The organism is Mucilaginibacter segetis (genome assembly GCF_016522075.1).
GTDB lineage: Bacteria > Bacteroidota > Bacteroidia > Sphingobacteriales > Sphingobacteriaceae > Mucilaginibacter > Mucilaginibacter segetis.
On the sequence record NZ_JAEHFW010000001.1, the window covers coordinates 1,790,981 to 1,812,503 of the forward strand.

General features: G+C 46.4%; 20 protein-coding genes. 7 read left to right on the forward strand and 13 right to left on the reverse strand.

Annotation, left to right across the window (positions count from 1 at the left end):
* The first annotated feature begins 18 nt into the window (after window positions 1–18).
* Both parS and I5M19_RS08255 read left to right on the forward strand, forming a co-directional pair.
* Window positions 19–489, forward strand: a complete 471-nt coding sequence (parS, locus tag I5M19_RS08250; RefSeq protein WP_200065727.1) for a type II RES/Xre toxin-antitoxin system antitoxin — start codon at window positions 19–21, stop codon at window positions 487–489.
* Window positions 486–938: an RES family NAD+ phosphorylase gene (locus I5M19_RS08255; protein WP_200065728.1), complete on the forward strand. Its 453-nt coding sequence runs from the start codon at window positions 486–488 to the stop codon at window positions 936–938. Before parS ends, I5M19_RS08255 begins: the two co-directional genes overlap by 4 nt.
* Window positions 939–964: 26 nt before the next feature.
* Here the strand turns inward: I5M19_RS08255 and I5M19_RS08260 are convergent, their stop codons facing one another.
* The 4 genes from I5M19_RS08260 to I5M19_RS08275 are packed head-to-tail and all read right to left on the reverse strand — an operon-like array spanning window position 965 to window position 2,889.
* A complete protein-coding gene (locus I5M19_RS08260; RefSeq protein ID WP_200065729.1) occupies window positions 965–1,369 on the reverse strand; it encodes a hypothetical protein in 405 nt (134 codons plus the stop codon).
* Between the two features lie 2 nt (window positions 1,370–1,371).
* Window positions 1,372–1,812: a hypothetical protein gene (locus tag I5M19_RS08265; RefSeq protein WP_200065730.1), complete on the reverse strand. Its 441-nt coding sequence runs from the start codon at window positions 1,810–1,812 to the stop codon at window positions 1,372–1,374.
* A gap of 2 nt (window positions 1,813–1,814) precedes the next feature.
* On the reverse strand, window positions 1,815–2,396 hold the full coding sequence (locus I5M19_RS08270; RefSeq protein ID WP_200065731.1) for a helix-turn-helix domain-containing protein: 582 nt from the start codon (window positions 2,394–2,396) through the stop codon (window positions 1,815–1,817).
* Window positions 2,389–2,889 (reverse strand): hypothetical protein, encoded by a 501-nt coding sequence (locus I5M19_RS08275; protein ID WP_200065732.1) that lies wholly within the window; start codon window positions 2,887–2,889, stop codon window positions 2,389–2,391. Before I5M19_RS08275 ends, I5M19_RS08270 begins: the two co-directional genes overlap by 8 nt.
* A 157-nt stretch (window positions 2,890–3,046) precedes the next feature.
* On the opposite strand from I5M19_RS08275, the gene I5M19_RS08280 reads away from it, so the two are divergent.
* Window positions 3,047–3,619: an RNA polymerase sigma-70 factor gene (locus I5M19_RS08280; protein ID WP_200065733.1), complete on the forward strand. Its 573-nt coding sequence runs from the start codon at window positions 3,047–3,049 to the stop codon at window positions 3,617–3,619.
* Here the strand turns inward: I5M19_RS08280 and I5M19_RS08285 are convergent.
* The 9 genes from I5M19_RS08285 to I5M19_RS08325 all read right to left on the reverse strand — a co-directional run bounded on the left by I5M19_RS08285 (window position 3,616) and on the right by I5M19_RS08325 (window position 12,548).
* Window positions 3,616–4,689 carry an FAD-dependent monooxygenase gene (locus I5M19_RS08285; protein WP_200065734.1) on the reverse strand — a complete coding sequence of 358 codons (1,074 nt, stop codon included), beginning with the start codon at window positions 4,687–4,689 and terminating at the stop codon, window positions 3,616–3,618. The genes I5M19_RS08280 and I5M19_RS08285 overlap by 4 nt on opposite strands.
* A 59-nt stretch (window positions 4,690–4,748) precedes the next feature.
* Window positions 4,749–5,537, reverse strand: coding sequence for an AraC family transcriptional regulator (locus tag I5M19_RS08290; protein WP_200065735.1), 789 nt, complete (start codon window positions 5,535–5,537; stop codon window positions 4,749–4,751).
* A 133-nt stretch (window positions 5,538–5,670) separates the two neighbouring features.
* Window positions 5,671–6,069 (reverse strand): DUF1398 domain-containing protein, encoded by a 399-nt coding sequence (locus I5M19_RS08295; protein WP_200065736.1) that lies wholly within the window; start codon window positions 6,067–6,069, stop codon window positions 5,671–5,673.
* A 46-nt stretch (window positions 6,070–6,115) separates the two neighbouring features.
* Window positions 6,116–6,880, reverse strand: a complete 765-nt coding sequence (locus tag I5M19_RS08300) for a helix-turn-helix domain-containing protein (protein ID WP_200065737.1) — start codon at window positions 6,878–6,880, stop codon at window positions 6,116–6,118.
* A gap of 15 nt (window positions 6,881–6,895) precedes the next feature.
* Complete coding sequence (locus I5M19_RS08305) at window positions 6,896–7,726, reverse strand: NAD-dependent epimerase/dehydratase family protein (RefSeq protein ID WP_200065738.1); 831 nt, start codon at window positions 7,724–7,726, stop codon at window positions 6,896–6,898.
* A gap of 50 nt (window positions 7,727–7,776) precedes the next feature.
* Complete coding sequence (locus I5M19_RS08310) at window positions 7,777–8,628, reverse strand: helix-turn-helix domain-containing protein (protein ID WP_200065739.1); 852 nt, start codon at window positions 8,626–8,628, stop codon at window positions 7,777–7,779.
* Between the two features lie 186 nt (window positions 8,629–8,814).
* Window positions 8,815–9,405 carry a hypothetical protein gene (locus tag I5M19_RS08315; protein ID WP_200065740.1) on the reverse strand — a complete coding sequence of 197 codons (591 nt, stop codon included), beginning with the start codon at window positions 9,403–9,405 and terminating at the stop codon, window positions 8,815–8,817.
* A gap of 10 nt (window positions 9,406–9,415) precedes the next feature.
* Entirely contained in the window at window positions 9,416–11,008 is a 1,593-nt protein-coding gene (locus I5M19_RS08320) for a hypothetical protein (RefSeq protein ID WP_200065741.1), read from the reverse strand.
* A gap of 1 nt (window position 11,009) precedes the next feature.
* Window positions 11,010–12,548: a hypothetical protein gene (locus tag I5M19_RS08325; RefSeq protein WP_200065742.1), complete on the reverse strand. Its 1,539-nt coding sequence runs from the start codon at window positions 12,546–12,548 to the stop codon at window positions 11,010–11,012.
* Window positions 12,549–12,552: 4 nt separating this feature from the next.
* On the opposite strand from I5M19_RS08325, the gene I5M19_RS08330 reads away from it, so the two are divergent.
* The 4 genes from I5M19_RS08330 (at window position 12,553) to I5M19_RS08345 (ending at window position 21,497) form a co-directional block, all read left to right on the forward strand.
* Window positions 12,553–13,788 (forward strand): FecR family protein, encoded by a 1,236-nt coding sequence (locus I5M19_RS08330; RefSeq protein ID WP_200065743.1) that lies wholly within the window; start codon window positions 12,553–12,555, stop codon window positions 13,786–13,788.
* Between the two features lie 246 nt (window positions 13,789–14,034).
* Entirely contained in the window at window positions 14,035–17,322 is a 3,288-nt protein-coding gene (locus I5M19_RS08335) for a TonB-dependent receptor (RefSeq protein WP_200065744.1), read from the forward strand.
* A gap of 114 nt (window positions 17,323–17,436) precedes the next feature.
* Window positions 17,437–18,822, forward strand: a complete 1,386-nt coding sequence (locus tag I5M19_RS08340) for a RagB/SusD family nutrient uptake outer membrane protein (protein ID WP_200065745.1) — start codon at window positions 17,437–17,439, stop codon at window positions 18,820–18,822.
* 32 nt (window positions 18,823–18,854) lie between these two features.
* Window positions 18,855–21,497, forward strand: a complete 2,643-nt coding sequence (locus tag I5M19_RS08345; protein ID WP_200065746.1) for a glycoside hydrolase family 2 protein — start codon at window positions 18,855–18,857, stop codon at window positions 21,495–21,497.
* Window positions 21,498–21,523: the final 26 nt, after the last annotated feature.

Consider the following 21,523-nt stretch of genomic DNA (forward strand, 5'->3'; position numbering starts at 1 on the left):
AGGACAAGTGTCTTAGTTATGAAAACGCTGCACATAAATGATTTAGATATTGGGCAGGATGAAAGCTGCCGCGCTTACAGTTATTTTTTAACAGGTCAAGCCCTAAAGCAATCTTGTGAAAGTCGCCTGGATGTAATTGAATGTTTACGCGTTGGCTATCCTTATTATGTGATCGTGTTCATTTTGGAAAGCACAACCATTTCACGAAAAGACCTGTCCAATATCCTGCATATCAGTACTCGCCAGTTAAGTCGTTACGATAAAGATGATTTGCTACCCGCCGAATTATCCGGACCGATCTATGAATTCAGCCGGATCTATGCGCGGGGCGTGGATATCCTGGGCGATCGGGCAACCTTTGAGGGTTGGCTGAACCGGCCGCAACTGGCATTAGGCGGACAGGTACCCTTACATCTACTGGATACGACGGAAGGTATCCGCCTGGTGAACGACCTCCTTTCCCAGATCGAATTTGGTTTTTATTCATGAAGCTTTACCGGATCGCGCGTGAAAAATACTGCCGTGATCTCAGCGGTTATGGCGGGCAGTTAAGCGCAGCGCGCTGGCATGACCATTTGCCGGTCATTTATACCTCGCTGCAGTCCTCGACCTGTATTTTGGAAAAGCTGGTGCATTTGCGACCGGAAGAGATTCATCATGATTTGATAATCACCGTATTGGACGCCCCCGACGACCTGGATATGGCTCAACTGGTGTTACGGGACCTTCCGCTAAATTGGCGCAGTTATCCGGCACCACCCGTATTACAGCGGATTGGTAACGCCTGGCTGCGGGGTAAAAGTTCGGCGTTGTTATTTGTGCCAAGCGTGATCGACCCCCTGGCGCAAAATGTACTCATCAATCCGTTGCATCCCGATTCGGCCCGTATTACTATCGCTGACGTGCAGCCCTTTCGTTACGATGAGCGGCTGCGGTAATACTTTAGCATGACGTAATTTTCCGATTAAAACTCATCTGCGGTGGAGCGGACTTCGTATTCGGGAATGTGTAACAACAGTTTGCAGGTCTCGGGGACTATTTCGAAGTTCCAATTTTCATAATCATCTTCCTCGGTATTCAGGTCGGAGCAGCCGTAGTAAAAATAAATCCAGTATTGAATCTCGACCTTGCCTTTTAAGGAATTCGGGTCATAGAAAGCATCAACAATCTCAAAATCATCGATCTCCGGTGCGCCTCCGTTATCGTCGTGATAATCAAACAAAATGCTTAAGATACGTTCCTTATTACCAGATTCAAACTCTTCGAAACCCTGGTGTTTTAAAATATCCTCAAGAAAGGCTATTAGCGTAATTTCTTCTTGAATGAACTGCTCGTAGACATCCGCTTCATAATCAAATTCCAAAATCATCACTAATCTTCTGCTTCATTAACTGAAAAATTGGCGGGATCAATCACTGGCAAAACAGCACCTTGCAGAATGGTTCCTTTGAATTGCGCGAACATGAGACCCCGGGTCGTCGAAAGCGCGATCGTGTTCACGGAAAGTTGCAATTCATCTGGAATTAAGTGTTTTCCTTTTTTGTTTTGTTTAATGTGTTCGATACCGATTAAATCGAAATGGTATTTTGCAATTAAATGGCCTAAAATGGGCGTATCGCTGCCATCGCGCACGTCTATGCGGTTGGTCACGACCAGCCTTTTCTTTTCTGCATTAATGAAGCTTTCTAGGGATACACGAAATTGAAAGCCTTGTACTGTTTTAAAACCTTCCGGGATATTCAGACTAAATCCAGTTTGTTCGATTTGTACTAACTGGAAATCTATTTCAGAATTTTTTTTTGTTTTGCTCATAATTAAGCTTTTAGTGCATAATGCCTATCCTCATCACTGTCCTTTTTGTTTTTGGTTTGAAATTCATTGATATTACCAACCCAATAAGATGTACCCAATGTATGCCATTCCTGGCTACCATGGTGCGGAACGTTCAATGTTCCTATATTCGGATCAATCTTTCCGATATATTCTGACCAGTCTTCCGAATTCGCATCAGGCGCAATCAATGGTTTTAGATAGGGATTACCGCCATAATACATACGTGGATAAAGCGTTTCAGCCAGTCCGAGAACGGCAAAATTCGATCTGAAAACCAGTTCCTGCGGTTTTTCGCGAAAGAGCTCCGCCAATGACACATCCAGTACATGGCATATCTCGGTTAAGGTGTCCTGCGTGAAATTATGCGTTCCGCTCAACCACTTACTAATGACCGACGGTTGTTGACGCATACGTTCCGCGAAACCGGACTTATTCCAGCCATGCGCTTTTACCAGTTCGTCGATCCGTGCTGCCAGCAGCATTCGGTTTTCCGTTTTTTTTGCGTCAAGCGGATCGATTTCATCCAGTAAGTCATCTAATACGCTTTTATGTTCTTTACTCATCGTCTTCCTCCAAAAAGGTCAGGTTACCTATCATATCTTTAAATCCTGCGTCCCATTTCAAATCACCCTCTTTAAAACGGGCATGAATTTTCTTGGCTACTGTTATCATCCTTTCGGCTTGTTCACGTAGGTTGTCATCCTCCTGCCAGGCTCTGATTGATTTCGATTTAGGGCCGCCGCCGCCAAGGATCACGCAATCACCGCCAAAACGAACGCAATACAAGCGCAATTTCTTATCCGGGTCATCATACAAGGCGCATACCAAGTCCCCATATTTACCTTCATAAGGTTTAAAATACTGTTCACGGGCACCTGTCTTATGACCAATAACACGCAAGCGGGTCACAATATCTTTAACTTCATCATGATAATCTTCCTGATATTCAGCTAAAAAATCGTCAAAGACCGACGTCGGCTGACCCTCCAGTGTCACCGCGTACACAGAGGCTTCATTACCGCTCAATCTTACAACCTTATTTAAGCTGAAATTCATTTAAAAATACAATAATTCCATTAATATATACAAATATAACTAAAATTTCACTTATAAATGAAATTTATGCTTGTGACTGCTACGCTTTTCAGTTCTCCATTTTTTTCTTTAACATTGTTTTTATTTAAGTAACTTTATTCGAGCATTATAGCTATTGATGAATACGTATGAGGGATATAGTGACCAGGAATTACTGGACCTGTTAAGGTTGGGTGACCGGTCTGCGTATACGGCGATTTATCATCGTTATAAGTTCATTTTACATCATCACGCCTTTAATAAGCTGCGGAATAGGGAAGAGGCGCAGGATGTGCTGCAGGAGGTGTTTACCAACCTGTGGCTGAAGCGGGAGGCCTTGCAGATCAGGACGAATCTTTCGGGGTATTTGTACAGCGCGGTCAGGAACCGGGTGCTGGATATTTTTGCGCACCGGGAGGTGAAACTGAAGTATGTTAGCCGGGTGAAGCCGGAGCTGAGCAGCGTGCCGACGGATCATTTGGTGCGGGAGAACCAGTTGCGGGCGATCATTGAAAAAGAGATCGCGAACCTGCCGCCGCGGATGCGGGAGGTGTTTGAGCTGAGCCGGAAGCAGCATTTGACGCATAAGGAGATCGCCGAACTGATGGGTACCTCGGAAGAAACGGTGAAGAAGCAGGTTTCCGGCGCGCTGAAGCAGTTGCGGGTAAAGCTGGGTGTCCTGGCCTACCTGCTGTTGTTATTCCATTATTAAAATCCAAATCCTTCCTGGTTTCTTTGGCGGATCGCTTCTTCGGTGCGCAGGATGAAGTTTTCCTGGATGTTGCGCCGTGCGGTGGCCTGCACCTGTTCTACAAAGGACCGCAAGTTGGCGTTATAGGTTTCAAAAGCCTTTTCATGGTCGTAGCCATGGGCGAGCAGGGCATCCGCCAGGGCTTCGGCACCGGCGATGGACAGCGAAGCGCCCATGCCCGCGGCGGGGGAGGCACAGTAGCCGGCATCGCCGATAAGGGCAACACGGCCCTGGGTCCAGCAGGGCATATGGATCTGGCAGAATTTATCGAAATAGAAGTTATCGGAAGCCTGGATTTCCTGGAGAAGTTCGGCGCTGCGCCAGCCCACGGTTTGGAACTGTTCGATGATCCGGTGTCGCTGGTCTTTCCGGTAATTGTAATCGAGCTCCTGTTCGGCATAATAGCAAAAGATGATGTCGGTTTTGCCGTTATAGGCATTGAGCATAACCGCCTTGTCGGGTTCGTTATAGGCTTGCATGGTCTTTTCCGGTACCAATAGTTTAGGGACGATACTGATGGAAAAATAGGCGTTCAGAAATTGGCTGTATTCAGCCTCGGGACCGAAAATCAGGGTACGGACGGTGGAATGGATGCCGTCGCAGCCCAGAATAAGGTCGAAAGAACCCTGTTGGCCGTCCTTGAACGTCACCAGGCTGTCCTGGATGGCCGTGATGCTGTTGTTGAACAGGAACGTGACCTGCTGCAGGCGGGAAAGCATAATATCAACGAATTGATCGCGCTCGATCTCGATGCCGTCCGTTTCTTCGGGCATAACCATTGACCAGGCGGTGGTGTCATCCGGATACTTGAATTCCATACGTTCCACATGCAGGCTGGCGGCTTTTAATGCATCGTAGATGCCCATACGTTTAACGGTCTCCACGACCTGGTCGCGGATATCGACCGCGCCACCGGCGGTGCGAGGTGCGGCGGCCAGTTCGACCACGGTGACCTGGTAACCGAGATGGCTCATCCACCAGGCGGTTGACAGGCCCGCGATACTGGCGCCGGAGATCAATACATTTTTCATAACGCAAAAGAAGCGGCAAATCCGGCAGAGGACAAGGCTGTTTCGCAGCGAGTATTGGATTAATCGCGGTTTCGGAAGGCGAGGGCGCTTTGACCGGTCATCTTGGTGAAGAGCCGGGAAAAGTAAGGGTAATCGTCGTAACCTAACAGGGCGGATATTTCCTTGACCGATAAGGGGGTGTGGTAAAGCAGGCGTTTGGCTTCCAGGATGACCCGTTGCCGGATATGGTGGGAAACCGGGTACCCGGTCACGTTTTTGACGCATTCGTTCAGATAGGGGACGGACAAATGGAGCTTTTCGGCATAGGCCGCCGGGCGTTTATCGGTCCGGTAGTGCTGTTCCAGCAGTTTTCGGAAGGAGCGGTTGATTACTTCGAAACGGGAATGCGGCTCCGTGGTGCCCGCATACTGGTCCATGACCCAGGCGGCGATGGCATTGCAGCTATCGATGAAGGCCCGGCCGGTAGTCTGTAATTTGATCGTGAGCGCGAACATTTCCAGTATAAGCAACAGTTGTCCGGGGCGCAGGGCAATGGGCGGTGCGGGCACTAGTTCCCCGAGACTATTCAGGTATTCGGGCCGTACAAACTCGTCCGTCATGACCAGGCTGTTGACGATCAGTGCTTCGGAGTTCAGCGTAAAATGCACCTGGTCGGGATGAATATAGATCACTGCCGGTGCGGTCAGCGTGCAGGACTGAAAATCGATCTCTAACTGCACGGTGCCTTGTTCCAGCAAAAAGAAGGAGTGGCCGTCATGCCGGTGCGCATCCTGGCTGCCCTGGAAATCTTTCAGGTCGTCGATCACCATTCGCTCGATGGCGATACCCCGGCCAAATTCGGTCGCCATCGGGTTAACGGGTATAGGGCTTCGTTTTTTACGCATACTGCTTACTTATACTTGGCTTCATTTTTTATAATTAGGATGATATATGACCCCTACAAGTTACAAATATTATCATGATCGCCGTCATCGGACATGGTCAATACGCCTGTTCGGGTATGGGTTCGGCGAGAATCCTGTTTCCTGCCCGATCATAATAGGTACACACCATTGCCTGCGTGTCGACCGTCCATTTGGCCACACCGGCTTCGGCGACCTGCTGGCAAACGGTGAGGAAATCAGTTTTGCCCTGCTGGTGCTCCGTGATGATCTGCTGAAGTGTCTGGGCCGATGGGTTGGTTGAAATCGTCTTTTCGGGGTAGATGGGATCACTGTTGATCTGAAAACCGCCGGCGCCGTGGTATTCGGTTTGTCCGTCCCGGACCTGGAAATCGTAATGGACTAAACCCAGTTGTTTGATGGCTTGTACGTAAGCGGGAAAATCCGCGCCGCTTTTGACTTTGGCGTGTGCCGCCTTCATTTGTTGTAATGTGAACATGTTCAAAGGTAGCCGGCCGGTAGGGGCGGCCATTGTAAAAATCCGTTTATTTCAAACTTTTCAGATACTGTTCGGGCGTGACGGCGGCGAACTTTTTGAAGTCTTTGATAAAGTGGGCCTGGTCATAATAGGAAGCTAAATAGTCGGCATAGCCTTGCTGGCCGTTTTGCATGGCGTTCAGGACATGGCGGGCACGGACGATCGTGGCGAATTTTTTTGGCGAGGCACCGACCTCCGCGCGGAAACGTTTTTCCAGCGGGCTGGCACTGGTATTTAACTGTTTAGCCAAGTCGCTGATGCGGATGCTGCCCTGGGACTGATGAATGGCGTGCAGGGCGGAACGGACCAACAGGTCCGTCGGCTGGTCCCGCATAGCGCGGATCAAAAACTGTTCGACCAGGGCAATACGGGCCGGGTCGCTTTGTGCGCCTGCCAGCTGCTCTTGTAATTGCGCCAGGGAAGGACGATCGAAGAAATGGTCTAAGGACAAGCTCTCCCCAAAGAGTTCATGCAGGGGTGTTTTCAGGAAGCGCGCGGCGCCATGTTCGCGGAAAACGACCAGTACCGAACCGGTGCCGGTCGTATTTTGGAAGGTGCGGTACCTGTCGGTCAGGCCGGTGATCCCTGCCGGCGCTAAATGATGCTGCTGGCCGGTTCCCCAATAGGATAAGTTGCCCCGGTACTGGAAACCCATCACAAGCGCGGTATCCGGCAGCACGTTATAGGCATGCTCCTGTTCATTTTCCGAAATGACCAGGTGCTTGACACAGGGCAGCAATGGGTCGCAGGGTAAATGCACATCGAACTTCATACCCAAAGATAGCGATTATAAGCTATCCAGGTCGTGCGCCACATAATAACTGGATACCAGCGGCCGGTAACCGATCTTCCGGATTTTAGCGAGGTCCATGATGCCTTCGAAGGGATCAGCCAGGGGGCCTTGCTGGGTACCGAAAATGTCGTTCGCCTGGCCGAAGGCCTCCGCCAGTTCGTAGAGGCTGATGGGGGCGTCATCGGCGATGTTGTAGATCTGGCCGTTCAGCCCGTCGGTCTGTAATAATAACTGGATGCCCTGCATTACATCCAGGTGATGCACCATTTGCATGCGCCAGCCGGGGTGGCGGTTCCATTTTTTTAACAGGGGCAGGATCTCTTCGATGTGCGGGTCTTCGTCGCCGTACACGAAAGCCAGGCGTAATATGCGGACATCCAGGTCTTTCTTCAGCAGCTCTTGTTCCGCAGCAATCTTACTGGATGAATAAGCCCGCGGATCATTGGGATTGACGACATCGCCTTCTTTGGCCGGGTGTCCGCAACCCGGGCTGTACACATTGCTGGTGCTGGTAAAGACGAAGCGCTTGACGCCCGCTGCTACTGCGGCGTCAGCAAGCGCCATCGTGCCGTCATGGTTGGTTTTGACAATGCTGTCGTTATCCATCGTGCGAAAGAGGGCCGCTAAGTGCACTACGGCGTCTACGCCGGCGACCGCGGCGGGCAGGGTAGTGGGATCAAACAGATCGCCAACATAGACTTCTGCATTGGCCGGGGCTTTGGCGGCATCGCGTACCAACACACGAACGTCGTAGCCTTTGGCAATTAAACGGGGGACTAAGCGGCTGCCGACCTTGCCGGTAGCGCCGGTAACTAATATTTTCATGACCCAAAGGTCCGGCAAAAAAGACAAGCGGAGGAACGATAATCAAACCATTACTTATGATTTTCAAACCTGACCGACTTGGGCGCCACGCCCGCTATGCGTTTGAAATAGTTGTTAAAATAGCTGGGATAGTCAAAGCCGAGCGCGTAGGCGATCTCGGCGATACTCCAGTCCGTATGCTGCAACAGGGCTTTGGCCTCGGCCACGATGCGTTCCGCGATATGCACCGACGTGGGTCTGCCGGTCGTTTCCTTGACGGCGCGGTTCAAGTAATTGATATGCACTGCGAGACCTGCCGCAAAGTCCTGTGCCGTTCTTAATTTCAGCGGTGCTGCAGTATGTTCGATCGGGAATTGGCGCTCCAGCAGGTCCATAAACAAATGGGTGAGCCTGGCGGCACCTGTCTGCGGGCTGCGGCCCGGCGGCTGTATCGACAAAGCCTCGTGAATGACGAGTTCGATACAGTTTTTGATCACATCGGCCTTATTGCTGTAATCGCTATGATGGACAGCCATCATCTTCTGAAACATGCCCCGGATAAAAGCGGCCTGCTCCTTGTTGAGGGGGATCATCGGGTTCTCCGCGGCATTCCAGAGCGGGGATTTTTTGACAATCGGCGGCATAAAGGCTTCGGTAAAGATACAGGCATAGCCGGTGGTATTCACCGAGCGCCGGACCACGGAGCGCGATACCCTGGGGTTGACGAAGAACAGCACCGTACCGTTCAGTTCCAGGATTTCCCCGCCATAACCAATGGTCATTTCCCCGGTCACCAAACCCATTTTATAGAAATCACGGCGGCCGTGGACGGCCGGTACTTCGACATACGCAGGCAGTTCATGCACCTTAAAGCCCCTTAGGCGGAGCTCCGCCATATTGACGCCCGGAATTTCATTGACCATGCGGCAAAGTTAATGAAATCAAACCTGGCAGGCAACAGGCCTTCGTCGCCAACCGTCAGTTTTAGATATTTAGACGGAGAATTCAATCTTAGCAATTCTTGCGTTCGATCTAAGTCTGTATAATTAAGAAGGCAGTTTTAGTAAATACAATATATATTTAGATATATTATTATTAATTCTTTGTCATTAATAGTTCAACGGCTTCTCAAACAAAGGTACGCCATACACGCCCGGAGCGATGGTTGCAGTAGCAACATCATAAAACAGGATTTTTCGAAATGTTAAGCCTTTGGCGTCGATTTCCCGGTGGTAAGCAGTGGCAGTAGCATGTAGAGTTTCGGGTTGCGGGTTAATTAGCAGAATGACCAAGTTGCGGTCAGGTGTGATGAGCGCATCCTGTATAAGGAAATCACGTTCTTTTAGGCTAGCTAAAAAATCCTGTTCAGCTGTAGCCTGTTGTGGGTTGAGCGTAACGTTGTATAACTTTTCTTCCTTAATAGTTCCCTTGGATAGAGCCATAAGTTGTTGACGCTGTTTGGCCGCGAAATCAGGAATATGCGCCAGTATTTGGTAGTTGAGAGCGTATATCTCATAGCCCAAGAGCATGAAATGCTGTAATTCGGCTTTGTCAGATGTTAATAGCATCAAATCGTGGAGACGATGGATGGCCAACTGTGTTGTAACGAAATGCTCGTTCAGATTTTTGGTGTAAGCCAAATCGGCACTGATATTAGCCGACTTGCTTTCCCAATCTTGTTCAAATTCTTCTAAAGTCATAGAAATGGTATTAAAGGCGTTCATAAGGCCATTCTGCTGTCTTTATTGAAGACAGGCGATCTACAAAAGTTTGATAATACGGTAACATGGAGCTCGTTAGTATTTTTTTTAAATAAGCATTGATTTGCTGCCTGCCCATATTGCTCAGCGAAATGCCAAACTCATAGTCAGGGTTCCAAATATCTTCCTCTCTTTCAGTGAGGTGTATATACGGAATTAAGATAGTATCGCTGATTATTTGCAGTAATTCGTTTAATTTAAGAAATCGATCATTAGAAATATTAGTCAGGTTCGGGCCAGATAAGGCAATCAATAACTGTATTTCGGCAAAGCGGGTAGCCAGATATTTTGAGCGGTAACCTCCATAAAACAGCGGCTTGAATGTAAAATAGGTTTTTTTTAGCAGCTTTAGCTGCGCTTCGTTGGTATCCAATAACAAGATTAAAGCGTAAGCAATAGCAGTGAGATACTGATTCTCTCCGACATAAGAGGTCAGGAAAGGATCGCTGCTGTTTTTTTCGGCTATAAGTTCGGGAATCTGTCGGCCGATTCTGTTAAGCTCCGACAGGAATTGGTCTAATAATTGCATACCGCAATGATCAGGTAATTTGCCAAAATTCGCAGGTTTCTCGATCAACCAAGAACATACCGCTATAAAATGTTTGGGAAATTCCAGTCGGCTGATCCAAACCGCCGCCGTCTCTTTTTGACTCAATTTGGCTCGCAGAAATTTGCCGGTTAGTTTTTTCATAGCCTGGTGGACTTTATTCTGTTGCCGCTTACGGAAGTTTAGTCCGTAAATCTGGGGAAACAGGTACTGACCAACTGTTTCCCAGTCAGTATCCAGCGTTTTTTCTATTAAAGGATATTTTAACCAAGATGGTGGTGTGTCAGTGTGGTTACCAGACTCCAGTAAGATCGCGGTCAGGAACATACGCTCATTTGGATTTCCATAGATGGCTGCCCGTTCATTAACACTGATGCGAATCTCATAACCATACCAACCTATTAAGGTTGACCGCAACATGGGCGCCATATCTTCTATAAGTGAATAAGATAAATGGCGTCCTGGAATCTTGACAAGGTGGAGTACTGCCAGTAAAGGATCAGCGATATGATGGCGATATTGCGCGGACCGTATCAAAGTCAACCAATCTTCTACATTGGTAATCTCCTTAAGCGAGTAATGAAGATGCTTAAAGTAATCGCCATTTAAGGTGGCGATCATGTATCCGTAGAGTTCAGTTTTCCATTTTTTAGGCAATGCGGATTTGAATAATTCTTGTAGGGATAGTTGCTCCTGGGGATGGTTGATGCGGGAAACTAGTGCATAGAGTTGGGCCAGCACAGGAATTTGTTTCCTGTAGGTTTTTAGCCACCGAATCAACCGACTACTAAATATTTGGTAGGCTTCTGCCGTATTTAAGGTGACGTAGCCGGGGCTGACCTTAAACGGCTCATACAGATCTTCTTTACCATCGACAAAAGAAAACTTTATATCATTTACCGCTACTGGGATATTTACCAATTCGTGAACGATCAGCCAATTTACCCCTTGGGCAGATTGCAGCTTTTCTTCTATTTTTAGCAATAATTCTTCCATTTTAAACATTCAGTTTGAGTTCCGCTTTACTAAAAATTTCGCTGTATTTCCCGGCAATCTGCCGGCGCTGTGTTTCATTGATGATGGGCATGATATCGAGCTCATTAATATTACCCAGACTATTCGTCATGATCACTACTTTTTCTAATAATATTTCCTCATCGGTTTTTTTTAGACCAAACCAGTAGCGGTTGTGAAATTCCTCCCGGGCATTGTAAAAAAATAGGCAGCCGATCGGCAGGTACTTTTCTACATCATCGATCCGCCGAAAAGACTGAAAGTAGTGATCGTATTTCTCAAAATACTGTTCGATTTTCGACTGGCTGGTTTCGTCGTCGTTATCCGCTTGGTTGCTGGCGCGGCCCCAGTAACCCATGACCCGGAATGATTCGGTACCGGTTTCGATTGCAGTATGCAAAATCGCGTTGACCATCGCAGCCTGGCAATGCTGCAATTGCATGCCTGACCCGTTTTCATCCAGCTTGATATTGCCAATAAAATAAGGATCTGCGATCAGAATATCCGGCCCTAAGTAATTGAATACATTACGAAACAGATCCGAGAGCTTTTGGTCAGCTTCTTTGTGGTCGGCGTACGCGTGTCTTTGCCAGGTGAAACTATCTATTTCAGTTGGTCGGGCTTTGGCCGAATCGCCGAGCATGAAATTTCTGCCATAATGGTCCTTAAAATTCCCGCTCGAAATATTTGTATTGATCTGGATATCCTGGAGCAGGACAAATTCATTCTCCTGCTCGAGTACCTTGCCTGAGTAAACTTGAACGGCTCCTTTCATGACCGGTTCAGTCAAATCGATCTTGAAAACCGGAGTGCCGCAAGGAAAAATGCTTTGGCCGATCATTTCCTGACGTTCATTGACTACTGAAACGGTCAAAGGCTGATGCGGACTGTAATTATGTTGATAAAAGCCTACGAGTTGTTTGCTGCCTATACCTTTGATCGATGTCTTAGTCACTCCCCTGTAGGTAAGATAGGGCCGGCGAAAAGTCTTTACACCCCAGATGTTGGCTTTTAATTTTCGGTAGATAAAGTCCTGTTCAAAAAAGCCAAAGGGAAACAAGGGCTTGATCAGGTGGGAGCCTGTTTTGTATCCTGAAAGATATTGGAGATTCTCCTGTTGCATAAAGCCATGTGGCATACCACTTAATGAGTTACTTTTCAATTGATCGCTCACGGTTTCGTATCTGCTTTTGAACGGTCGGTTTTCAAACCGAATCAACTCATGCGGAAAAATCTCTAAAGTGATTTGATGGGTTCCAATTATAAGAAGCTTTTGCGTGATAATTTCATCAAACAATTGCTGCATCATGTAGTCTGTCCCGCACGCGCACCATTGCTTAATGTTAAGCGCTTCCCAAATCCACTGCGCTTTACCACCAACTCCTTTTCCCGGATACCAAAAGATTTCTGCTTCATGAAAGACATCTGCTACAGGCTTAACACTTATAAATAACACCTTTTCGGAGCTACTGGTTGTCTTGGTGAAAAAGGTAAGGATACTGAGGTTAGGTGCGACAGGCATAGACATGGTGTTTAGGAAAACCAATGCAATCTATCAAATAACAAATAATAAAAACAATAATTTTTTCATCACCAATACCCCCCTGCCCATAGGTTGGCCGTCTTACGGTTATATGCAAGACGAAGCGATCAAAGGATTACTGGAAAAATATAAGCTGGGCACGATTACGGATGCGGAAAAGGCGGTGCTGGATGAATGGTACCTGCACGTGGCGGCGGACAGTTCGGAAGCGCTGTCGGAGCTGGAGCGGCTGAAGACCTTTGACGCGGTGCTGGAACACCTGGAGGACGTGAGTCGGCCGGCGAGGGTGAAGCGCTTGTTGCCGCGCGTGGCGGCGGCAGCTTCGATTATCCTGGCCCTGGGGACCGGCGGCTATTTCCTGCTGCACCGGCCGGCACCGCCGGTGGCGGTGGTGAAAACGGAACAGGATATTTTGCCGGGGGGCAATAAGGCTTACCTGGTCTTGTCCAGCGGGCAGCGGATCTCGCTGACGGATGCGAAGAACGGGACGGTCGCGGAGCAGGCGGGCCGGGCGGTGAAAAAGACGGCGGATGGCCTGCTGGTTTATGACGATGCGCATAGCGGTCATAATCCGGCGGAACTGGTATATAATACCGTAGGAACGCCGCGGGGCGGGCAGTACCAGGTGGTGCTGCCGGATGGTACGAAGGTATGGCTGAACGCGGCTTCGCGTTTGCGGTACCCGGCGGCCTTTACCGGGAACAGCCGGGAGGTGGAGCTGGAGGGGGAGGCGTATTTCCAGGTGGCGCACAACGCGCGGCAGCCGTTCAGGGTGCGGGCAGGGGACCAGCTGATCGAAGATATCGGGACGGCGTTCAATATCAATGCGTACAAGGATGAGGCGGGGGTCAGGACGACGCTGACGGAGGGTGCGGCGCGGGTGCAGCTGTCCGGCCGGGACGGTGGCGTGACCTTAAGGCCGGGCCAGCAGGCGGGCAGCGTAGGGGATCAGTTAGTGGTGAAGGCGGCCGATACGGAGGTGATCACGGCCTGGAAGAATGGTTTGTTCATGTTCCAGGCGGCGGATATCCGCGAGGTGATGCGTATGGTTTCGCGCTGGTATAATGTGGAGATTAATTATAAGGGGCCGGCGCCGGCGGCCAATTTCAGCGGGGGCGTGTCGCGTTTTGACAAGGTTTCCGAGGTGTTGCGTACGCTGGAGGCCACAGGTAAAGTACATTTTAAGATTCAGAATAGAACGATTACCGTAATTAATTAGAAAACTATGCAGAGACGTTTACAAACCTAGCCCTTAGGGCAGCCGGGGGCAAAAAAAAACGTGAAGGTGTACCACCACCTCCACGTCAATCAGTTTGAGCTACCCGTTTGACCGCCAGGCGGTCAATGAAAAAATATTGGCTAATAGAATTTCAAGATTAACTCAAACCCATACAAAAGTATGAATTTAAATGCTTTTATGCCGGGGAGGCTGTGTTTTAAACTGCCCCGGAAAATGTTCATGGTTATGAAAATAACTACGCTATTGCTGATCGTGACCTTGTTACAGGTGAGCGCCGCTTCCCGGGCGCAGAAGATCAGTTTGTCCGAGTCGCGGGCGCCGCTTACGAAAGTTTTAAAAGAGATCAGGAGCCAGAGCGGCTTTAATTTGGTGTATACGGAGGAGATGCTGAAGGATGCGAAGGCGGTGAGTATCCGGGTGAAGGATGCGGAGATGAGGGAGGTGCTGGATGAGGTGTTCCGGGAGCAGCCGCTGAGCTATACGATTGTGAATAATGCGATTGTGCTGAAGGAGAAGGAAATGAGTTTGCTGGACAGGATCCGGGCGGCCTGGGTGGCTGTGGATGTGAATGGCCGGGTGGTGGATGAGCAGGGGCAGCCGTTGCCGGGGGCGACGGTGAAGGTGAAGGATGGGAGCCAGGCGACGACGACGGATGCGCGGGGGGAATTTACGTTGCGGCAGGTGCAGCCGGATGCGACGCTGGTGGTTTCTTTTATTGGTTTTCAGCAGTTGGAGGTGAAGGCTGCGGCGAATATGGGGAATATGGTGATGAAGGTGGCGGAGTCGCAGTTGGATCAGGTGCAGGTGATTGCTTATGGGAAAACGAGTCAGCGGTTGAGTGTAGGGAATGTTTCTTCGGTATCTGCGAAAGACATTGAACGACAACCTGTAAATAATCCTTTACTGGCGCTGGAAGGAAATGTTCCTGGATTGTTTATTCAACAGGCTACGGGTCTTCCGGGTACAGCAGTAAGTGTGAAGATCCAGGGACAGAATAGCCTGGGTAACGGAAATGATCCACTGTATGTGATTGACGGGGTGCCCTACAGTTCACAGTCATTGCCAAATTTGGGGAGTATTCTAGCTTCACCGAATGGGCAGGTTGCAATGGTCGGGAATAGTCCTTTAGGTTTTATTAATCCGCAGGATATTGAAAGTATTTCCGTGTTGAAAGATGCCGACGCTACTTCCATTTATGGTTCCAGAGCAGCCAATGGTGCCATCTTGATTACGACCAAGAAAGGTAAAGCAGGTGATACCAGGGTGAACTTTAATCTCCAGCAAGGTGTGGGAAAAGTGACCCGCACCATGGATCTTCTAAATGCTCAGCAATACCTGCAGATGCGCCACGAGGCACTAAAAAATGATGGTATTTCAATAGCAGATTATGATTATGATTTAAATGGCGCCTGGGATACTACACGCACAACCGACTGGCAAAAAGAATTGATAGGAAATAGTGCGCACTACACAGATATGCAGGTCAGTCTTTCAGGTGGAAATGAAAACACGCAATACCTGATAGGGTCTGCTTATCATCGCGAAACAACGGTTTTCCCGGGTGAGTTTTCTGATCAAAAAGCTTCTTTGCATTTTAATATTAACAATACTTCCGCCAACAAAAAATTCAAGGTACAATTATCCGGCAGCTATTTATTTGATAATAATCAATTACCCAGCCAGGACCTTACTTATTATGCCCTTCAATTGCCGCCCGTGGCACCCGCACTTTATAATCCGGATGGCAGTCTGAACTGGCAAGTCAACTCCTCAGGCAGCTCAACGTGGATTAATCCTCTGCAATATACGATGGCACATTACAACAACAAGACGAATAACCTGGTATCTAACGGTTTATTGAGCTATAATATCATTAACGGCTTGACGGCTTCGGTTAGTATGGGTTATACGAATATGCAAAGCAAGGACAACCAGTTAACGTCGATTAATTATTACCCACCACAAGATCGTCAATATAATACACCTTTCGGTGTCTACGGTGATTACAATATCAATAGCTGGATAATAGAACCGCAGCTTAACTATTCCAGACTTTTAGGCGGTGGTAAGTTGGATTTCCTATTGGGAAGCACATTTCAGAAATCCCATAGTCACGGAGAGCAATTTGTTGCAGGGGGATTTCTAAATGATATTTTCCTGGAAAATATAAGTGCTGCTGCCCAAGTAACGTCCACTTCAGTTCTTGATAAAGATTATGCGTATAATGCCCTTTTTGGTCGCTTAAACTATAATTTCCAGGATAAATATTTGATCAATTTATCCGCCCGTCGCGACGGAAGCTCAAGATTTGGCCCGGAAAACCGCTTCCATAATTTTGCTTCAATAGGTGCAGCTTGGATTTTTTCGGAAGAAACGCTAATTAAAGAAAGCTTAACTTTTTTAAGTCTAGGTAAGCTTCGTGGCAGTTTTGGAACGACTGGGAATGACCAGATACCGGATTATTCCTATCTTAGTTTGTATCGGGTCATTAAGTCTGATTTACCATATCTGGGATCTAAGGGTGTAGAACCGACCAATCTTTCCAATCCCTATTTACAATGGGAAGAAACCAGGAAATTACAGTTTGGGCTTGATTTGGGCTTTTTTAAGGATCGCGTGCTGTTGAACGCAACCTATTATAGGAACCGTTCATCTAACCAGCTACTAGGCAATTCCCTTTCCTTATCAACAGGCTTTGGAAATATTTCAGCCAATTTGCCAGCGACCGTCCAAAATAGCGGATGGGAATTAGTTTTAAATACAGCGAATATTAAAAGTGCTGCTTTTAAATGGTCATCTTCTATAAACCTTACGCTTCCAAAAAACAAACTTTTAAAATTTGATAATATAGCACAAACTGTTTACAAGTCGAACTGGATTGTTGGTGAGCCAATTACGATAATTAGAAAGTATCAATTTGAGGGTGTTGATCCAGCAACAGGCTTATATGCCTTTAAAGATCACAATGGCAACATTACAACTTCAGTTAGTAGCAATAATGATAGGATAGCAATTGTTAACACTGCACCGAAGTTTTACGGTGGTTTCCAGAACAGTTTTCAATTCAAAGGCTTTGACTTAAGCTTTCTGCTACAGTTTGTTAAACAAAAAGGGCCAACAGGCGATTATTTTGGGCTAGGTTTACCCGGTACCTCATTCGGCCTAGGAAATCAACCTACTTCGGTGCTAAACAGATGGCAAAAGCCTGGTGACCAAACTGAAATTCAGCGTTACAATTCAGATTATGGTCAATTTTCACCATATGCCAATGCCCAAAATAGTGATAGCGGGTACGGAGATGCTTCGTATATCAGGTTAAAAAATTTATCGCTTTCTTATCAACTGCCTCAGCCGATAGCCAGCAAAATTCACATGCAGAACATCAGGGTATATACACTTGGCCAGAATCTCCTGACATTTACAAATTACCCAGGCTTGGACCCTGAAACGAAAACCTCTTCAGTATTACCGCCACTAAAGGTTTGGACTTTCGGTGTTCAGTTAACATTGTAATTAATCTGAAATGAAGCTGAGAATTAAAGAAATTAAAAGATGAAAAATATCCTAAAATATAAAATAGCTGATTACCGCTTCTTGATAATAGTGCTGGTTTCAGCAACGACCCTTATGCTCGGGTCAGGGTGCAAAAAGTTTATTGAATTAGATGCGCCTAAAACTTCGATAACAAAGGCTAATGTGTATTCAAATAACGAAATAGCCACATCTGTCTTAACAGGGGTCTATATAAAGATGAGTTCCGCGGGTATAACTTCTCTTACTTCTGTTAAGACCTTACCTTTTCTAACGGGCTTATCGGGTGATGAGTTAAGTCTTTTTGGTACAAATAGTACCTATGTGGCATACTACTCTAATTCGCTAGCTGCTAACAATATAGGGGCTAAAACTTATTGGAGCGAGATTTATAATACTATCTATACTTGTAACGAGGCTGTAGAAGGCATAGAGGCTTCCGCCACTTTGAGTCCCGCAGTTAAACAGCAACTTTTGGGTGAAGCGAAATTTATGCGGGCCTTTAATTATTTCTATTTGGTTAACTTGTACGGAGATGTGCCTTTGGTACTTTCTACAGACTATACAGTAAATACGCTTAAACCACGAAGCCCTAAATCCGAAGTATATCAACAAATCATCAAAGATTTACAAGAAGCGGAGCTGGCACTTAGTTCGGGTTTTGTAGACAATACATTGGTTAACTCAACGAATGAGAGGGTAAGGCCAAATAAGTGGGCAGCCAAAGCATTACTGGCCAGGGTGCTGTTATATAACCAGAAATATGCGGAAGCAGAGGCTAAAGCCACAGAGGTGATCAATAACAGTTCACTATTTTCAATTTTGCCCTTAAATGATATATTCTTAAAAAACAGCAAGGAAGCCATTTGGCAATTGCAACCCGTAAACACCGGTTGGAATACGGAGGAGGCGCGTACGTTTGTAATTCCTTCTACTGGGCTTAGTGATATTATTCCTGTATATCTTTCCAATCAATTGCTAAGTAGTTTTGAAACCGGTGACCAAAGAAGAGCTTCATGGGTGAATAGCTTTACCAATACAACGGTCACTCCGAATGTAACTTATTACTATCCCTATAAATATAAGGTTTCGGCAAGAAATGCACCGGTTACGGAATATTCAACCGTCCTTAGGCTCGCCGAACAATATTTAATTCGGGCGGAAGCGAGGGCCATGCAGAATAACCTTTCAGGGTCAGCGGATGACCTTTTTGTCATTCGTCAGCGAGCTGGCTTAGCTAAAATCAATTTTGCATCACAGCAGGAAGCCGTAGATGCGATACTGCATGAGCGCCAGGTGGAGCTCTTTACGGAATGGGGACATCGCTGGCTGGATCTAAAAAGGTTAAACAAGGTAGATGCGATCATGTCTGTGGTTACGCCTTTAAAAGGTGGAATCTGGAATTCTACAGACCAGTTATATCCGATCCAATTCTATGAACTAAATGCAAATCCAAATCTAACGCAAAATCCGGGGTATTAAAAGTTAGCATTTATAAAATAAAAATTTAACTGATGAGATTCACAAAAGGAATACTATTTGCCACTGCTTTGACTTTATTTTTCTTTCAGGCATTTAGTCAAAATTGGAAAGTAAAGCAAATTCTCCTGCAAAGCAGGTGGGCAAAGGATGTTGATCCAAATCATACCCTGGAAGCTTATCCAAGGCCACAAATGAAACGAAAGGCCTGGACAAACTTAAATGGCTTGTGGGATTACGCAATAACTGTTCAAACCAGTATTTTACCGTCAAATTTTGACGGTAAAATACTGGTTCCTTATCCTTTGGAATCAGCGCTTTCAGGTGTTCAGAAAGGCCTGAAGCCAGAGCAAAACCTATGGTATCGCAGGATCATCAACAGGCCCAAACTGAAAACTGGTGAAAAGGTGTTATTGCATTTTGGGGCTGTGGATTGGCAAGCGACTGTTTTTGTCAACGGAAAAGAAGCGGGCAACCATACCGGTGGATACACCGCATTTTCCTTTGACATCACGCCCTTTTTGAATAGGGAAAACAACGAAATTGTTGTAAAAGTTTACGACCCTACGGATAAAGGAATTGGTCCGCATGGGAAACAAGTGCTAAATCCCGCTAATATTTACTACACGCCGAGTAGCGGCATCTGGCAGACCGTATGGTTGGAAACTGTTCCGGCTGTTCATATCAGTGGGTTAACATCGACTCCGGACGTTGACCAGGGCGTATTGAAGGTTGTTACAAATATGGCAGGTACTGATGAAAACTATTCCGTTCGTATTACTGCATTTTCTGAAGGAAAGAAAATTTCATCTGTTAATGGAAAAGCAGGTGCGCAAGTATCATTGGAAATTCCTCATGCGCATTTATGGTTCCCTGATGATCCTTTCTTATATGACCTGTCAGTGGAATTGCTTAAAGGCAATAAGGTCGTAGATAAAGTACAAAGCTACTTTGGAATGCGAAAGGTTGCTATTCAGAAAGATGAAAAGGGTTTTAATCGCATTTTCTTAAACAACAAATATGTTTATAATCTGGGGGTTCTGGATCAGGGTTTCTGGCCGGATGGTTTGTATTCGGCACCCACAGATGAAGCCATGGAGTTTGACATCAAAGCGATCAAAGAAATGGGCTTCAATACAATCAGGAAACATATTAAGATTGAGCCAGTTCGCTGGTATTATTATGCCGATAAATTAGGGATGATGGTATGGCAGGATATGGTCAATCCCAATCAGTCTTTACCTGCCGGTGCCAAAGACGAGTTTGAGAAAGAAGCCAAAGAAGCTTTGGATCAACTGCACAATTATCCATCGATTACGACCTGGGTGCTGTTTAATGAACGCTGGGGAGCTTATGATCAGGAAAGGCTCACCAAATGGATGAAGGATTATGATCCATCCAGGATTGTAAATGGTCATTCAGGAGAGTTGCTATATGTCAACGATAAGCTAAGATCGCCATCGAAACAACCTTATATCAATAGCGACCTGACTGACGTACATTCTTATCCTGATCCAAGAAACCCTTTACAACTTCCAAGCAAGTCAATGGTTTTAGGCGAATTTGGCGGTGTGGGTGTTCCCGTTCCAGGACATCAATGGGATGATTTGCAAGGATGGGGCTATGTACAAGTAACTCCGGATCAGTTGGAAAGGCGGTATCGCGAAATGACCAATCAGTTGAAGACGTTAGAGGTCCAAGGTTTGAGCGGCTCCATATACACGCAGCCTTTTGATGTGGAAGGGGAAGAAAATGGCTTGATGACCTATGATCGGGAGATCATTAAGATACCGATGGCCAGATTACGGGAAATAAACGGAACGATAATTAAAAGCAATGATGCTGTTGCTAAAAGCGTAGCGGTTAAAGACATCGATCTTCATGATACAGACGAGCGTTATGCTGAATTTCTAAAAGATTTTGACAATGGTAAGCGAGATTCGGTTTTTTTAAGACGATTGATATTGATTTCCTTAAGGCAAAAAGATACGGTTCGGACTAAGGAATTGAGTAGTGCTTATATCAACAGCCGGAATAGCCTTTATACACTCGAAAACCTTCGCTTTATCAGTGTAATCACCCAAAAATCTACTGATCCTGGATTGGTGCTATTTAAGAATAACGCAGAAAAAGTTAATGCTATATTTGGCCCCAACGCTGCTGCTCGAAAGATAAAAGACATTATTCAGCGAGAGGAAATTGATCCTTTTTTAAAGAACAATATGATTCCGCATTGGGATGAAATTCAGAATAAAGTAAAGTCAAAATATGGGGATTTTGGAGAGGCATATATTATCGGAAGGCGCCTATTTTACTACTGGACCGTGAGCAAAGAATGGGACAAATTCGGAGAATATTATGTTCTTTATTATAAGAGTCAGTTGAAAAATAATGAGTTTCATATCAATAATATTTCCTGGGATGTATTTGAACATGTTAGTGACAAAGATGTTTTGGCATTTGCCGCAGAGGTCATGAAGTATGACATCGAGCAATTTGATAGTACTGATCCCTATGCTTTTGACACCTATGCCAACATTTTATACAAATTAGGTAGAAAAGAAGAAGCGCTAAAATTGGAACGCTCAGCGCTTGAACTGGCCGACGATAAAAAAGTATACTTAGAAGCGATATCAAAGATGGAAAAAGGTATTCCAACCTGGAAGACAGACAATTAATCTCTTGAAACACCTAATATGAATAG

Bases quoted from the DNA above. Each gene is read 5' to 3' on its own strand.
- parS (WP_200065727.1), top strand. From the start codon at position 19: ATGAAAACGCTGCACATAAATGATTTAGATATTGGGCAGGATGAAAGC.
- I5M19_RS08255 (WP_200065728.1), top strand. From the start codon at position 486: ATGAAGCTTTACCGGATCGCGCGTGAAAAATACTGCCGTGATCTCAGC.
- I5M19_RS08260 (WP_200065729.1), bottom strand. From the start codon at position 1,369: ATGATTTTGGAATTTGATTATGAAGCGGATGTCTACGAGCAGTTCATT.
- I5M19_RS08265 (WP_200065730.1), bottom strand. From the start codon at position 1,812: ATGAGCAAAACAAAAAAAAATTCTGAAATAGATTTCCAGTTAGTACAA.
- I5M19_RS08270 (WP_200065731.1), bottom strand. From the start codon at position 2,396: ATGAGTAAAGAACATAAAAGCGTATTAGATGACTTACTGGATGAAATC.
- I5M19_RS08275 (WP_200065732.1), bottom strand. From the start codon at position 2,889: ATGAATTTCAGCTTAAATAAGGTTGTAAGATTGAGCGGTAATGAAGCC.
- I5M19_RS08280 (WP_200065733.1), top strand. From the start codon at position 3,047: ATGAATACGTATGAGGGATATAGTGACCAGGAATTACTGGACCTGTTA.
- I5M19_RS08285 (WP_200065734.1), bottom strand. From the start codon at position 4,689: ATGAAAAATGTATTGATCTCCGGCGCCAGTATCGCGGGCCTGTCAACC.
- I5M19_RS08290 (WP_200065735.1), bottom strand. From the start codon at position 5,537: ATGGCGACCGAATTTGGCCGGGGTATCGCCATCGAGCGAATGGTGATC.
- I5M19_RS08295 (WP_200065736.1), bottom strand. From the start codon at position 6,069: ATGTTCACATTACAACAAATGAAGGCGGCACACGCCAAAGTCAAAAGC.
- I5M19_RS08300 (WP_200065737.1), bottom strand. From the start codon at position 6,880: ATGAAGTTCGATGTGCATTTACCCTGCGACCCATTGCTGCCCTGTGTC.
- I5M19_RS08305 (WP_200065738.1), bottom strand. From the start codon at position 7,726: ATGAAAATATTAGTTACCGGCGCTACCGGCAAGGTCGGCAGCCGCTTA.
- I5M19_RS08310 (WP_200065739.1), bottom strand. From the start codon at position 8,628: ATGGTCAATGAAATTCCGGGCGTCAATATGGCGGAGCTCCGCCTAAGG.
- I5M19_RS08315 (WP_200065740.1), bottom strand. From the start codon at position 9,405: ATGACTTTAGAAGAATTTGAACAAGATTGGGAAAGCAAGTCGGCTAAT.
- I5M19_RS08320 (WP_200065741.1), bottom strand. From the start codon at position 11,008: ATGGAAGAATTATTGCTAAAAATAGAAGAAAAGCTGCAATCTGCCCAA.
- I5M19_RS08325 (WP_200065742.1), bottom strand. From the start codon at position 12,548: ATGCCTGTCGCACCTAACCTCAGTATCCTTACCTTTTTCACCAAGACA.
- I5M19_RS08330 (WP_200065743.1), top strand. From the start codon at position 12,553: ATGGTGTTTAGGAAAACCAATGCAATCTATCAAATAACAAATAATAAA.
- I5M19_RS08335 (WP_200065744.1), top strand. From the start codon at position 14,035: ATGAAAATAACTACGCTATTGCTGATCGTGACCTTGTTACAGGTGAGC.
- I5M19_RS08340 (WP_200065745.1), top strand. From the start codon at position 17,437: ATGCTCGGGTCAGGGTGCAAAAAGTTTATTGAATTAGATGCGCCTAAA.
- I5M19_RS08345 (WP_200065746.1), top strand. From the start codon at position 18,855: ATGAGATTCACAAAAGGAATACTATTTGCCACTGCTTTGACTTTATTT.